This window comes from Lelliottia sp. WB101, assembly GCF_003051885.1.
GTDB classification, from domain to species: Bacteria; Pseudomonadota; Gammaproteobacteria; order Enterobacterales; family Enterobacteriaceae; genus Enterobacter; species Enterobacter nimipressuralis.
The window spans coordinates 117,260-131,248 of the sequence record NZ_CP028520.1 but is presented as its reverse complement, the minus strand read 5'-3'; the positions used below and the strand labels follow the sequence as shown (position 1 = coordinate 131,248).

Here is a 13,989-nt window from a genome sequence, read left to right as displayed (position 1 = left end):
TCGGAAATATTCCAGCCACCATGAAGTGCTGCCAGCAGTAAACCGGTCACAACGATCAGCGCATAGATATGTCGCATCTCCATTGTGTGCGTTCCTTTGCAGGGCTACGCGGGCTCCTTCTTCACCGGAAAAGACAGAACCTGGCAAGTTGAGATTGCCGCGTAGGTTACGGAACTGCTTCCGGGCCCGGTGACTGGTTGCTACACCAGCGAAGCAGGCCGACGTGAACATTAGCGCATTCATTATTGGGAAAGTAGCCGTCAAATGGGATTACGTGTCCTTTTCAACTGAAAGCTGAAGACGCTACGCAAAAAGAAAAACAAGGCTTGCACAGCGCCGAATGAAAGAGCAGAATTTCATGCGTTGAGATTGCCGCAAAACCAGCCAGCCCGGTGTGCTACCACCGCAAGGCATCAACTAAACCGCTGAAAGGCGGTTTTTTTGTGCCCGAAAAATCCCGCTCTCCGCGCGCTATACCATCCTTAACGATTCAGCAAACTATTTAATGTTGCTTTTTTGTAAACGGATTAACACTGTGCAGAAATCCTGCTATGCTGCCCGACGCGGTATCGGGCATTTACCCTACAAACTGCTGTCTCACAGGAGCGTGAAGAGAACGCCGACCGCATATGACAATGAGAGCGAGGAGAACCGTCGTGCTAGAAGAATACCGTAAGCACGTAGCAGAACGTGCCGCCGAGGGAATTGTACCGAAACCCTTAGATGCAACCCAGATGGCCGGCCTCGTCGAGCTGCTGAAGAATCCGCCTGCGGGCGAAGAAGAATTCCTGTTAGATCTGTTGATCAACCGTGTTCCGCCAGGCGTCGATGAAGCCGCGTATGTGAAAGCCGGATTCCTTGCTGCCGTTGCCAAAGGCGAAGCAACCTCCCCACTGGTTACTCCTGAAAAAGCGATTGAACTGCTCGGCACCATGCAGGGCGGCTACAACATCCATCCGTTAATTGATGCACTGGACAGCGACGCGCTGGCACCGATTGCCGCAAAAGCGCTGGCACAGACGCTGCTGATGTTTGATAACTTCTACGATGTGGAAGAGAAGGCGAAAGCAGGCAACGTCTATGCGAAACAGGTGATGCAATCCTGGGCTGATGCCGAATGGTTCCTGAACCGTCCTCAGCTTGCTGAAAAAATTACCGTAACGGTCTTCAAAGTGACCGGCGAAACCAACACCGATGACCTGTCTCCGGCCCCGGATGCCTGGTCCCGCCCTGATATCCCACTGCACGCCCTGGCGATGCTGAAAAACGCCCGCGAAGGCATTAACCCCGATCAGCCGGGCGTTGTCGGTCCGATCAAACAGATCGAAGAATTAAATAAGAAAGGCTTCCCGCTGGCGTATGTCGGTGACGTGGTCGGTACCGGTTCTTCGCGTAAATCCGCAACAAACTCTGTGCTGTGGTTCATGGGCGATGACATCCCTCATGTCCCGAACAAGCGCGGCGGCGGTCTGTGTCTCGGCGGCAAAATTGCACCTATCTTCTTTAACACGATGGAAGATGCGGGCGCACTGCCGATCGAAGTGGATGTGAGCGATCTGAATATGGGTGACGTGATTGACGTTTATCCGTTCAAAGGCGAAGTCCGCAACCATGAAACCGGCGAACTGCTGGCCAGCTTCGAGCTGAAAACCGATGTGCTGATCGACGAAGTCCGCGCCGGTGGCCGTATTCCGCTGATCATCGGTCGTGGCCTGACCACCAAAGCGCGTGAAGCGCTGGGCCTGCCGCACAGCGATGTGTTCCGTCAGGCGAAAGACGTGGCGGAGAGCACTCGCGGCTACTCCCTGGCTCAGAAAATGGTTGGCCGCGCGTGCGGCGTGACGGGTGTTCGTCCGGGCGCGTACTGCGAACCTAAAATGACCTCCGTCGGTTCTCAGGACACCACCGGTCCTATGACCCGTGATGAGCTGAAAGACCTGGCGTGCCTGGGCTTCTCGTCCGACCTGGTAATGCAGTCCTTCTGCCACACGGCTGCCTATCCGAAGCCGGTAGACGTGACCACACACCACACGCTGCCAGACTTCATCATGAACCGTGGCGGCGTATCGCTGCGCCCAGGCGATGGCGTTATCCACTCCTGGCTGAACCGCATGCTGCTGCCGGATACCGTGGGTACCGGTGGTGACTCCCACACCCGCTTCCCGATCGGCATCTCCTTCCCGGCAGGCTCTGGCCTGGTGGCGTTTGCTGCCGCAACAGGCGTGATGCCGCTGGACATGCCGGAATCCGTTCTGGTGCGCTTCAAAGGTAAAATGCAGCCGGGTATCACCCTGCGCGATCTGGTGCATGCGATCCCGCTGTACGCGATCAAACAGGGTCTGCTGACCGTTGAGAAGAAAGGGAAGAAAAACATCTTCTCAGGCCGCATTCTGGAGATCGAAGGTCTGCCGGATCTGAAAGTTGAGCAGGCGTTTGAGCTGACGGATGCTTCTGCCGAGCGTTCTGCGGCAGGCTGTACCATCAAGCTGAACAAAGAGCCGATCGTTGAGTATCTCAGCTCTAACATCGTGCTGCTGAAGTGGATGATCGCAGAAGGTTACGGCGATCGTCGCACCCTCGAGCGTCGCGTTCAGGGTATGGAAAAATGGCTGGCCGATCCGCAACTGCTCGAAGCCGATGCTGACGCAGAATACGCGGCGGTTATCGACATCGATCTGGCGGATATCAAAGAGCCAATCCTGTGTGCACCAAACGATCCTGACGATGCGCGTCTGCTGTCTGACGTGCAGGGCGATAAGATCGACGAAGTGTTCATCGGCTCTTGCATGACCAACATCGGCCACTTCCGCGCTGCCGGTAAGCTGCTGGATACCCACAAAGGCCAGCTGCCAACGCGTCTGTGGGTCGCTCCGCCAACGCGTATGGATGCGGCACAGCTGACGGAAGAGGGCTACTACAGCGTCTTTGGTAAGAGCGGTGCGCGTATCGAAATCCCTGGCTGTTCCCTGTGTATGGGTAACCAGGCGCGTGTGGCTGACGGTGCAACGGTAGTCTCTACCTCGACCCGTAACTTCCCGAACCGTTTAGGGACCGGTGCGAACGTCTATCTGGCCTCTGCGGAGCTGGCCGCTGTTGCGGCGCTGATCGGCAAACTGCCGACGCCGGAAGAGTACCAGACCTTCGTTGCTCAGGTTGATAAGACGGCGGTGGATACCTATCGCTATCTGAACTTCGATAAGCTCTCTCAGTACACCGAGAAAGCCGACGGCGTGATCTTCCAGACTGCCGTGTAAGATGTAACCGGGCGGCACCGCGCTGCCCGGCCTGCAAGACAATAAAACCCCGCGTTTTGCCCGCGGGGTTTTTTATTTTCCACTCCTGACACCCGTCCCGCTTTTTATCTCCTCTCTATCTGCGATAATTACGCCAATGGCTCTGCAGAGGAAAACACCATGGATTACGAATTTCTGCGCGATATCACCGGAGTGGTGAAAGTGCGTATGTCGATGGGCCACGAGGTGGTCGGGCATTGGTTTAACGAAGAAGTGAAAGAAAATCTCGCCCTGCTCGACGAAGTCGAAGACGCTGCGCAAACCGTAAAAGGCAGCGAGCGATCCTGGCAGCGCGTCGGACATGAATACACCCTCTGGATGGACGGGGAAGAGGTCATGGTGCGCGCCAATCAGCTTGAGTTTTCAGGCGATGAGATGGAAGAGGGGATGAGCTACTACGACGAAGAGAGCCTGTCGCTGTGTGGCGTGGAGGACTTTTTGCAGGTGGTAGCGGCGTACCGTGATTTCATGAAACAGAAGTAAATCAGCGGAGCGTCCTTGCTCCCCGTGCGCTTTACACGGCCGGAATATTGCGGCCGTAGTAGATTTCGCGCATCTCTTTCCAGAGCAGGTCGGTAATTTCCTTCCGCTCCTCTTCGCTTAAATCTTCTGGCCTGGTGTGGAACATGTAATGCTTCAGGTCGAATTCCTTCAGTAACATCTTGGTGTGGAAGATGTTTTCCTGATAGACGTTCACATCCATCATGTCATACAGCGCCTTCATGTCCTCGGACATAAAGTTCTGAATCGAATTGATCTCATGATCGATAAAATGCTTCATGCCGTTGATATCACGGGTGAAACCGCGCACGCGATAGTCCACGGTGACAATATCGGATTCCAGCTGATGGATGAGATAGTTCAGCGCATTCAGCGGTGAAATCACCCCACAGGTGGAGACCTCGATATCAGCGCGGAAGGTACACAGCCCGCCTTCCGGGTGGCTTTCGGGATAGGTGTGCACGCAGATATGGCTCTTATCGAGATGGGCGACCACCGCCTCGGGCAGTGGGCCTGGGTGCTCGGTGGGATCGATAAGCTGCGGGTCGATCGGCTCTTCGCTCACGAGGATCGTGACGCTGGCACCCTGCGGTTCATAGTCCTGACGCGCAATGTTCAGGATATTGGCCCCGATGATGGAGCAGGTTTCTGACAGGATCTCGGTCAGGCGGTTGGCATTGTAGAGTTCATCGATATAGGCGATATAACCATCGCGCTCCTCCGCTGTTTTCACGTAGCAGATATCGTAAATACAAAAACTCAGGCTTTTGGTCAGGTTGTTAAAGCCATGCAGTTTCAGCTTTTTCAATTTAGTTCACCCCCTTAGAGGACAGCGCGTCTTGCAGATATTGTGGCAGGGCAAAGGCCGCCGTGTGGACTGCCGGATTATAGTAACGGCATTTCAGGCCTGCCTGATGGAAGCGTGCCTGGATTATCTCGGTCGACAGATGGCGTAGCGCCCCGTTATCCGTCGCCCAGGCAAAGGTCATGATGCCGCCGTAGTAGGTCGGGATCGCCGCCTGATAGAAGCTGACGTCACCAAAATAGGTGCTCAGCTTGCGATGGCTGTCGAGGGCTTCGTCCTGCTGCAGGAAACAGACGCCGTTCTGCGCCACGAAAATCCCGCCAGGGTTGAGGCAGCGTTTGCAGCCTTCGTAGAAGGACGAGGTGAAGAGCGTCGCGCCCGGCCCGATGGGATCGGTGCAGTCGGAGATTATCACATCGAAGGTCTGGCGGGTCTGATTAACAAAATTAACGCCGTCGTCAATCACCAGCGTAAAACGCGGATCGTCGTAGCTGCCCGCATTGTGGTTTGGCAGGTACTGGCGACACAAAGAGACCACGCCGGCGTCGATCTCGACCATCGTGATACTCTCGACGGTTTTATGGCGGGAGACTTCGCGCAGCATTGCGCCGTCGCCGCCGCCAATGATCAGCACGTGTTTCGCATGTCCGTGCGCCAGCAGCGGCACATGGGTCATCATTTCGTGATAGATAAACTCATCGCGCTCGGTGGTTTGCACCACGCCGTCCAGCGCCATGACGCGCCCGAACGCGGCGTTCTCGAAAATGATCAGATCCTGATGATCGGTCTTCTCATGATAAAGCACGTTATCAACGGCAAAGTACTGACCAAACTGGTCATGCAGCGTTTCATGCCACAAGGTGTTATCGGTCACAGGCTGATACCTCCTTTGTTAACATCCATTACACCCACGCAAAATGGGCGCAACATCATAGCCAACAACGACCGCGCATGCACGGCCATCATTGCAACAAAGGGGCGTCGGGAAGGGTTACTTCACGTAGGCGAGCAGGCTCAGCGAATCGCGGGCCAGCGCTTTGCATTTTTTCGCGACAGGAATGCCAATGCCGCTTAAATCGCGGTAACTGTCTTCACCGAGCGCCTTCATGTCAAAGCTATCGTAGTTGCTGAGATCCCATTGATTCTGCTGGGCAAAAAAAACCAGTGCGCGACGAATCTGCCCGTTGGGTAAATTCTGGTATCCACAATCGTTTTTCAGGAAAACAAAAACTGCCGTCAGATCGGCCATATCTTCCGCTTCGTTTTCACTCAGCGCATAACTGTTCGCACTCATCGCCACCAGGCTGGCGAACAAAATTGTCCTGAAAAACGTCTTCATTGCTTTTACCACTGCGTCACGGAAATTAAACGTTAGCATACTTGATACCAGCGCGACGACCTTTATTATTGCCGCTTTACTTGACCTTCTCCCAAGGGGAGGGTTTAAGCTCAAAATATCGCCTGCACGGAAAAAAGGAATGAACATGCAACGTCGTGATTTTTTGAAATATTCAGCCGTACTGGGGGCTGCCAGCGCGTTACCTTTATGGAGCCGCGCCGCATTTGCCGCCGACAGACCCACCCTGCCCATCCCTGATTTACTGACTGCCGACGCCCGCAGTCGCATCCAGTTAATCGTTCAGTCGGGAAAATCGACCTTTGGCGCGCATCAGGCCACCACATGGGGATATAACGGTAATTTGCTCGGTCCGGCGCTTCAGCTTTCCCGGGGCAAACCGGTGACGGTGAATATTCATAATACCCTTGCGGAAGAGACGACGTTGCACTGGCATGGCCTGGAGGTTCCCGGTGAGGTCGACGGTGGCCCGCAGGGGGTGATCAAAGCGGGCGGTGAGCGCACGGTGACCTTTACCCCGGACCAGCACGCAGCGACCTGCTGGTTCCATCCCCATCAGCACGGCAAAACCGGGCATCAGGTGGCGATGGGGCTGGCGGGGCTGGTGCTCATTGAAGATGACGAAAGCCGGATGCTGCGTCTGCCAAAACAGTGGGGCATCGACGATGTACCAGTGATCGTACAGGACAAGAAATTTACCGCTGAGGGGCAGATCGACTATCAGCTCGACGTGATGAGCGCCGCCGTCGGCTGGTTTGGCGATACGCTCCTGACCAACGGGGCGATTTATCCGCAGCATTCAGCGCCGCGAGGCTGGCTGCGCCTGCGCCTGCTCAACGGCTGTAACGCGCGCTCCCTGAACTTTGCCACCAGCGATCAGCGTCCAATGTACGTGGTGGCGAGCGACGGCGGGCTGCTGGCTGAGCCGGTGAAAGTCAGCGAACTGCCGATGCTGATGGGTGAGCGTTTCGAAGTGCTGGTGGATATCAGCGACGGGAAACCGTTTGACCTCATTACCCTCCCGGTGAGTCAGATGGGGATGGCCGTTGCGCCGTTCGATAAGCCGCATCCGGTGCTGCGCATTCAGCCGCTGCGGGTGACGGCCTCCGGTACGCTGCCGGATACGCTGGCGGCCATGCCTGCGATGCCGTCCCTCGACGGATTAACCCAGCGCAAACTCCAGCTGTCGATGGACCCCATGCTCGACATGATGGGCATGCAGGCATTGATGAACAAATATGGCGATCAGGCGATGGCGGGCATGCACCACGGCCAGTCGATGGGGCATATGAATATGGACCACGGCAAGATGGGCAACATGGGCCATATGAATCACGGCGGTGGGAAAGGGTTTGATTTCCATAACGCCAACCGTATTAACGGTCAGGCCTTTGATATGAACACCCCGATGTTTGCGGCCAGTAAGGGTCAGTACGAACGCTGGGTGATTTCAGGCGAGGGCGACATGATGCTGCATCCGTTCCATATTCACGGCACGCAGTTCCGCATTATCTCCGAGAACGGCAAAGCGCCGGCGACACATCGAACGGGCTGGAAAGATACGGTGCGGGTGGAGGGCGGAGTCAGCGAAGTGCTGGTGAAGTTTGAGCATGACGCACCGAAGGAGTTTGCCTATATGGCCCACTGCCATCTGCTGGAACATGAAGATACGGGGATGATGCTAGGATTTACGGTGTAAAAAAGCCGGGCGGCGTTTCGCCTTACCCGGCCAGAGTTCTAAAAACGGCAACCCGAAGGTTGCCGTTTTGCATTTCACTCACATCTACTTCACATCATCCGGCAACGCATACGCGACGATATAGTCGCCCATCTTCGTGCCAAATGACCCGTGACCGCCCGCGGAGATGACAACGTACTGCTTGCCATTCGCTTCGTAGGTCATCGGTGTGGCCTGTCCACCGGCCGGCAGACGGCCTTGCCACAGTTTCTCACCGTTAGTCATGTTGTACGCACGCAGGTAGTTATCTGCGGTTGCCGCAATGAACAGAACGTTACCGGCAGTAGAGATTGGGCCGCCGAGCATCGGCATACCCATATTGAACGGAACAGGAACCGGCATCGGGAACGGCATGCTGTCCTGTGGCGTACCAATACGTTTTTTCCATACTACCTGGTTCGTTTTCAGATCCAGCGCGGAGATGTAACCCCAGGCAGGCTGTTTACACGGCAGGCCAAACGGAGAGAGGAACGGGTTCAACGTAACGCCATACGGCACGCCGTACTGCGGCTGAATACCGGCTTCAGTGCCGCTGCCTTTCGCGTCTTTCGGCTGCTCCATCGGGTTACCAGGACCGCGTGGGATCAGCTTCGAGACAAACGGCAGCGCCATCGGGTTGGCAATCGCCACCTGACGGTTTGGATCGACCGAGATACCGCCCCATTCAAACATCCCCAGGTTACCCGGGAAGACCAGCGTGCCCTGCTCAGACGGCGGAGTGAAGATGCCTTCATAGCGCAGCTGATGGAACATCACGCGGCACACCAGCTGATCGAACATCGTGGCGCCCCACATGTCCGCGCCGGTCAGATCTTTCTTCGGACGGAAGCTCAGGTCAGAGAACGGCTGCGTTTTCGAAACGTAGTCGCCTTTCGCTGCGCCCTGCGGTACCGGTTTTTCCGGAGCCGGAACCACCAGTTTGCCGTTAGAACGGTCGAGCACGAAGATGTTGCCGGTTTTCGCTGGCGCGTAGATGACCGGAACAGTTTTTCCGTTGACGGTAATGTCGGCCAGCGTTGGCTGGGACGGCATATCCATATCCCACAGATCGTGGTGAACGGTTTGATAGCTCCAGGCCAGTTTCCCGGTCGTTGCGTTCAGCGCAACGATGGCACTGGCGTAACGCTCCTGCTCTGGCGTGCGGTTTCCGCCCCAGATATCCGGCGTGGTCACGCCCATCGGCAGATAGACCAGATCCAGCTTCGCGTCATACGCTGCCGGTGCCCAGGAGTTCGGTGAGTTAAAGGTGAAGGTGTGTTCATCCGACGGGATGGCGTTAGGATCTTTCGCGCCCGGATCGAAGGCCCACAGCAGTTTGCCGGTGTTCACGTCGAAACCACGAATCACACCAGAGGTTTCACGGGTAGAGAAGTTATCCGTGACAGAACCGGCAATGACGATGGTTTTATCGGTGATGATCGGCGGTGACGTCGGCTCGTACAGGCCCGGCGTGGTATCCGGCATATTGGTCTGCAGGTTGAGGATACCTTTGTTGGCAAAGGTTTCGCACAGCTTGCCGGTTTCGGCGTTGATCGCAAACAGACGGCCATCGTTCACCGGCAGCATGATACGGCGAGGACAGTCAGCTACCACGTCCGGGCTGGCGTTGTCCGCGCGCGCTTCGTGGTAAGAGACGCCACGACAGGTCACGTGCTGGAAGGAGGTGTTGGTGTTCAGCTGCGGATCAAAGTGCCATTTTTCCTTACCGGTCGACGCATCCAGCGCGAACAGACGCTGGTGAGCGGTACACAGGTACAGCATGTCGCCCACTTTGATTGGGGTGACTTCGTTAGTCAGCTCACCCGGATCGTTCGGCTGCTTCAGATCGCCGGTACGGAACGTCCAGGCTTCTTTCAGGTTTTTCACGTTATCGGCGTTGATTTGCTTCAGCGGCGAGTAACGTTGTCCTTCCTGATTGCGCCCATACGCCGGCCAGTCGCCGTCAGCCACCTGAGAAATGGCGGCGGCAGGCGTGGAATCGGCACTCAGGGTACCTTTCACTTCCTGCGGATCGTTAAATCCGGCCCAGGTCAGAATGCCACCGGTGATGAGCAACGCCACGACCAGTGCCGCAACCGCACCGCTGGACGGCACCAGCAGGCGACGCCAGACGAAGGGCAAGATCAGCCAGATACCAAAGAAAACGAGAATGTCGCTACGCGGCGTGAGCGCCCAGAAATCGAAACCGACCTCCCAGACACCCCAGACCATCGTTGCGAGCAGAAGTGCTGCGTAAAGCCACAGCGCGGAACGTTTACGCCGCAAAAGCAGGACGGTCACAGCAATCATGACCAGGCCCGCAATCGGGTAGTACCAGGAGCCGCCAAGCGCGACCAGCCATACGCCACCGATTAACAGATACAGCGCGCAGAAAGCGGCAAAAGCGGCTGTTAACGTTACCAGTAGACGCGGCTGTTGAGATTTTATTTCAGCCATAGAAAAGTACTCTGTAGTTTGTTAATTATTTGATAGCAATTAATTATAGGTATTAACAAGTGTGATCGGAATCACAAAATGAGCTTTTTGTAACTCATGCGCCAGGCGAATCCATTTGCTGGTATACTGCCGTACTTGTGAATCATTGACGGACGTATCTGCATCCGCAGTGATAGATTGGTTTTAAATCATACGGTTAGTAATATGAAACATAGTGTTGAAGTGATGATCCCGGAAGCGGAGATCAAAGCGCGTATCGCCGAACTGGGTCGTCAAATCACCGAACGTTATCAGGACAGCGGCAGCGATATGGTGCTGGTGGGTCTGCTGCGCGGCTCATTCATGTTCATGGCAGACCTGTGCCGTGAAGTTCAGGTGTCCCATGAAGTGGATTTCATGACCGCGTCCAGCTACGGTAGCGGTATGTCGACCACCCGTGACGTGAAAATCCTGAAAGATCTGGATGAAGATATTCGCGGCAAGGATGTGTTAATCGTAGAGGATATTATCGACTCCGGTAACACGCTCTCCAAAGTGCGCGAGATCCTGAGCCTGCGCGGCCCGAAATCCCTGGCGATCTGCACCCTGCTCGATAAACCGACTCGCCGTGAAGTTGACGTCCCGGTTGAATTTGTTGGTTTCTCGATTCCGGATGAGTTCGTGGTGGGTTACGGCATCGATTACGCACAGCGTTATCGCCATCTGCCGTATGTCGGGAAAGTGGTACTGCTGGACGAGTAATTTCAGCGGTCTAGCCCGGAAGCACTGTGCTTTCCGGGCCTGGAAAGCGTGAACGGCACATCTTAAGGCCGGGTAAGGCGAAGCCGCCGCCCGGCTTTTTTGCAGGTTATTTGTGGTTAACGTGCTTGAGCTTCAGGTTGGCAATCCCGGAACGATAGCGCTGCTCAAGGGTTTCGCGGTTGGTGGCGGTCACTTCCAGATTGCGCAGCAATCCATCATGGATACCGTACGCCCAGCCGTGAACGGAGACTTTCTGCCCGCGCTTCCATGCTGACTGCATGATGGTGGAGTGGCCAAGGTTATAAACCTGCTCCATCACATTAAGCTCGCACAGGGTGTCGAGGCGACGCTCCTGCGGCATTTCGCCCAGCAGTGAGCTATGTTTGAACCAGATATCGCGAATATGCAGCAGCCAGTTGTCGATCAGCCCCAACTCCGGGTTTTCGACCGCCGCCTGCACACCACCGCAGCCGTAATGGCCGCAGATAATAATGTGCTCAACTTCCAGCACATCAACCGCGTACTGCACGACGGAAAGACAATTGAGATCGGTGTGAATGACCAGGTTTGCGACGTTACGGTGAACGAACAGCTCACCCGAATCAAGGCCTGTCAGGCGTTCCGCCGGGACGCGGCTGTCAGAGCATCCAATCCATAAAAAACGTGGATTCTGCGCCTTCGCCAGCTTCTCAAAAAATCCCGGGTCCTCTTCTACCAGCATTTTTGACCATAGTGCATTGTTGCTGATGAGTGTATCTATGTCATTCATAGAGGTTAACGACCTGTAACCGAGTAATAGCGTTGCGCTAATATAGGGTAACTCGACTTTTATTGAAACCACACAACGTGTGTCAGAACTATAGGTAAGTTTAATTCATGACTATCGCACTTGAGCTTAAGCAGCTTAAAAAAGTCTATCCGGGCGGCGTTCAGGCGCTGCGCGGAATTGATTTGCAGGTCGAAGCGGGGGATTTCTACGCCCTGCTGGGGCCGAATGGCGCGGGGAAATCCACGACCATCGGCATCATCAGCTCGCTGGTGAACAAGTCTTCGGGCAGCGTCGCGGTGTTTGGCTATGATCTCGAAAAAGATGTGGTCAACGCCAAACGTCAGCTGGGGCTGGTGCCGCAGGAATTTAACTTCAACCCGTTTGAAACCGTGCAGCAAATTGTGGTGAATCAGGCGGGTTACTACGGCGTAGAACGTCAGGACGCCATCGAGCGCAGCGAAAAGTACCTCAAACAGCTCGATCTGTGGGAAAAACGCGGCGAACGTGCGCGCATGCTCTCCGGCGGGATGAAGCGCCGTCTGATGATCGCCCGCGCCCTGATGCACGAGCCAAAACTGCTGATCCTTGATGAGCCAACGGCGGGTGTGGATATCGAACTGCGCCGCTCGATGTGGGGTTTCCTGAAGGATTTGAACGACAAAGGTACCACCATCATTCTGACCACCCACTACCTCGAAGAAGCTGAAATGCTGTGCCGCAATATCGGCATCATTCAGCGCGGCGAGCTGGTGGAAAACACCTCGATGAAGAACCTGCTGTCCAAGCTGAAGTCCGAAACCTTTATCCTCGATCTGGCGGCCAAAAGCCCGCTGCCGAAGCTGGAGGGCTATCAGTATCGTCTGGTAGACACGTCGACGCTGGAAGTGGAAGTCCTGCGTGAGCAGGGCATTAATAGCGTCTTTGCGCAGCTGAGCGCGCAGGGCATTCAGGTATTGAGTATGCGTAACAAAGCTAACCGACTGGAAGAACTGTTTGTCTCGCTGGTCCAGGATAAACAAGGAGAGCAGGCATGATGCATCTTTACTGGGTGGCGCTAAAAAGTATCTGGGCCAAAGAGATTAACCGCTTTATGCGCATTTGGGTGCAAACCCTGGTGCCGCCGGTGATCACCATGACGCTCTATTTCATCATCTTCGGGAATCTGATTGGCTCCCGTATTGGTGAAATGCATGGCTTTACCTATATGCAGTTTATCGTGCCGGGCCTGATCATGATGGCGGTGATCACCAACGCCTATGCCAACGTAGCGTCGTCGTTTTTCAGCGCGAAGTTCCAGCGTAATATTGAAGAACTGCTGGTGGCTCCGGTGCCAACGCACGTCATCATCGCCGGTTATGTGGGCGGCGGCGTAGCGCGCGGGCTGGCGGTAGGGATTCTGGTGACGGCTATCTCGCTGTTCTTTGTCCCGTTCCAGGTGCATTCATGGATGTTCGTGGCGCTGACCCTGCTGATGACCGCGATCCTGTTCTCGCTGGCAGGCCTGTTGAACGCGGTGTTTGCGACCACTTTCGATGACATCAGCCTGATCCCGACCTTTGTCCTGACGCCGCTGACCTATCTCGGTGGGGTGTTCTACTCCCTGACGCTGCTGCCACCGTTCTGGCAGGCGCTGTCGCACCTGAACCCGATTGTCTACATGATCAGCGGCTTCCGCTTTGGCTTCCTCGGCATTACTGACGTGCCGCTGTTTACCACCGTTATCGTCCTCGCCGTCTTCATCATCGCTTTCTATATTCTGTGCTGGTATCTGATTCAGCGCGGACGTGGATTGCGCAGCTAAGCCGCATCCCCGGCAGCACTCTGCCTGCCGGGGCATTTTCTTTGATAGTTATCACCATAAATTAATCTTCACTCCGCTAAACTACTTTCCCCTAAAGGAGAGACGCTATGTTGGGTTGGGTGATTACCTGTCATGATGACGATGCCCAGGCAATGATCGATCGCCTGGAAAAAAAATTGGGTCCGCTGCCTCAGTGCCGGGCGGTGAACTACTGGCGCGGGCTGAGCACCAACATGCTAAGCCGTATGATGTGCGATGCGCTGCATGAGACGGATACCGGTGAGGGCGTCATTTTTATGACCGACAAATCGGGCGCTGCGCCGTATCGCGCCGCCGCGTTGTTGAGTCACAAGCATGAAAACTGTGAAGTGATTTCCGGGATTAACTACGCATTGCTGGAGATGATGTATCCGCTGCGCGAAACGCTGAGCAGCGCCGAGTTCCGCGATACGCTGGTCGGGCAGGAGATCCCCGGCGTCAGCAGCCTCTGGCATCAGCAGCAGAAAAACCCGCCTTTTGTCCTGCTCCACGATCTGTATAAGAATTAA

At 55.4% G+C, this 13,989-nt stretch carries 12 protein-coding genes; 7 read left to right on the top strand and 5 right to left on the bottom strand.

Features of this window, described 5'->3' with window-relative positions; translation table 11 throughout:
* The first annotated feature begins 656 nt into the window (after positions 1 to 656).
* Entirely contained in the window at positions 657 to 3,254 is a 2,598-nt protein-coding gene (gene acnB, locus DAI21_RS00600; protein WP_100777596.1) for a bifunctional aconitate hydratase 2/2-methylisocitrate dehydratase, read from the top strand.
* Positions 3,255 to 3,413: 159 nt separating this feature from the next.
* A complete protein-coding gene (gene yacL, locus DAI21_RS00595) occupies positions 3,414 to 3,776 on the top strand; it encodes a protein YacL (RefSeq protein WP_100777595.1) in 363 nt (120 codons plus the stop codon).
* A 31-nt stretch (positions 3,777 to 3,807) separates the two neighbouring features.
* Here yacL and speD read toward each other — a convergent pair whose 3' ends face one another.
* From speD to DAI21_RS00580, 3 genes are all read right to left on the bottom strand, one after another.
* Positions 3,808 to 4,602 (bottom strand): adenosylmethionine decarboxylase, encoded by a 795-nt coding sequence (speD, locus tag DAI21_RS00590; RefSeq protein WP_100777594.1) that lies wholly within the window; start codon positions 4,600 to 4,602, stop codon positions 3,808 to 3,810.
* A 1-nt stretch (position 4,603) separates the two neighbouring features.
* Positions 4,604 to 5,473 carry a polyamine aminopropyltransferase gene (speE, locus tag DAI21_RS00585; protein ID WP_107702241.1) on the bottom strand — a complete coding sequence of 290 codons (870 nt, stop codon included), beginning with the start codon at positions 5,471 to 5,473 and terminating at the stop codon, positions 4,604 to 4,606.
* A gap of 117 nt (positions 5,474 to 5,590) precedes the next feature.
* Positions 5,591 to 5,938 carry a YacC family pilotin-like protein gene (locus tag DAI21_RS00580; protein WP_100780766.1) on the bottom strand — a complete coding sequence of 116 codons (348 nt, stop codon included), beginning with the start codon at positions 5,936 to 5,938 and terminating at the stop codon, positions 5,591 to 5,593.
* A gap of 145 nt (positions 5,939 to 6,083) precedes the next feature.
* Between DAI21_RS00580 and cueO the strand changes: the two genes are divergently transcribed.
* Entirely contained in the window at positions 6,084 to 7,655 is a 1,572-nt protein-coding gene (cueO, locus tag DAI21_RS00575) for a multicopper oxidase CueO (RefSeq protein WP_107702240.1), read from the top strand.
* An 84-nt stretch (positions 7,656 to 7,739) separates the two neighbouring features.
* On the opposite strand, the gene DAI21_RS00570 is transcribed toward cueO, so the two are convergent.
* Entirely contained in the window at positions 7,740 to 10,130 is a 2,391-nt protein-coding gene (locus DAI21_RS00570) for a glucose/quinate/shikimate family membrane-bound PQQ-dependent dehydrogenase (RefSeq protein ID WP_102104615.1), read from the bottom strand.
* A gap of 204 nt (positions 10,131 to 10,334) precedes the next feature.
* Here DAI21_RS00570 and hpt point away from each other — a divergent pair, with 204 nt between their 5' ends.
* Positions 10,335 to 10,871 carry a hypoxanthine phosphoribosyltransferase gene (gene hpt, locus DAI21_RS00565; RefSeq protein WP_100777590.1) on the top strand — a complete coding sequence of 179 codons (537 nt, stop codon included), beginning with the start codon at positions 10,335 to 10,337 and terminating at the stop codon, positions 10,869 to 10,871.
* Between the two features lie 106 nt (positions 10,872 to 10,977).
* Here the strand turns inward: hpt and can are convergent, their stop codons facing one another.
* Complete coding sequence (can, locus tag DAI21_RS00560) at positions 10,978 to 11,640, bottom strand: carbonate dehydratase (protein WP_095280808.1); 663 nt, start codon at positions 11,638 to 11,640, stop codon at positions 10,978 to 10,980.
* Between the two features lie 107 nt (positions 11,641 to 11,747).
* Here can and DAI21_RS00555 point away from each other — a divergent pair, with 107 nt between their 5' ends.
* The 3 genes from DAI21_RS00555 (at position 11,748) to DAI21_RS00545 (ending at position 13,989) form a co-directional block, all read left to right on the top strand.
* On the top strand, positions 11,748 to 12,674 hold the full coding sequence (locus tag DAI21_RS00555; protein WP_100777589.1) for an ABC transporter ATP-binding protein: 927 nt from the start codon (positions 11,748 to 11,750) through the stop codon (positions 12,672 to 12,674).
* Positions 12,671 to 13,441: an ABC transporter permease gene (locus DAI21_RS00550; RefSeq protein ID WP_100777588.1), complete on the top strand. Its 771-nt coding sequence runs from the start codon at positions 12,671 to 12,673 to the stop codon at positions 13,439 to 13,441. Before DAI21_RS00555 ends, DAI21_RS00550 begins: the two co-directional genes overlap by 4 nt.
* Before the next feature lie 107 nt (positions 13,442 to 13,548).
* Complete coding sequence (locus tag DAI21_RS00545; RefSeq protein WP_100777587.1) at positions 13,549 to 13,989, top strand: PTS sugar transporter subunit IIA; 441 nt, start codon at positions 13,549 to 13,551, stop codon at positions 13,987 to 13,989.

Excerpts from the sequence above, each read along its gene's own strand:
- yacL (WP_100777595.1), top strand. The coding sequence starts at position 3,414 with ATGGATTACGAATTTCTGCGCGATATCACCGGAGTGGTGAAAGTGCGT.
- DAI21_RS00580 (WP_100780766.1), bottom strand. The coding sequence starts at position 5,938 with ATGAAGACGTTTTTCAGGACAATTTTGTTCGCCAGCCTGGTGGCGATG.
- cueO (WP_107702240.1), top strand. The coding sequence starts at position 6,084 with ATGCAACGTCGTGATTTTTTGAAATATTCAGCCGTACTGGGGGCTGCC.
- DAI21_RS00570 (WP_102104615.1), bottom strand. The coding sequence starts at position 10,130 with ATGGCTGAAATAAAATCTCAACAGCCGCGTCTACTGGTAACGTTAACA.
- hpt (WP_100777590.1), top strand. The coding sequence starts at position 10,335 with ATGAAACATAGTGTTGAAGTGATGATCCCGGAAGCGGAGATCAAAGCG.
- can (WP_095280808.1), bottom strand. The coding sequence starts at position 11,640 with ATGAATGACATAGATACACTCATCAGCAACAATGCACTATGGTCAAAA.
- DAI21_RS00555 (WP_100777589.1), top strand. The coding sequence starts at position 11,748 with ATGACTATCGCACTTGAGCTTAAGCAGCTTAAAAAAGTCTATCCGGGC.
- DAI21_RS00550 (WP_100777588.1), top strand. The coding sequence starts at position 12,671 with ATGATGCATCTTTACTGGGTGGCGCTAAAAAGTATCTGGGCCAAAGAG.
- DAI21_RS00545 (WP_100777587.1), top strand. The coding sequence starts at position 13,549 with ATGTTGGGTTGGGTGATTACCTGTCATGATGACGATGCCCAGGCAATG.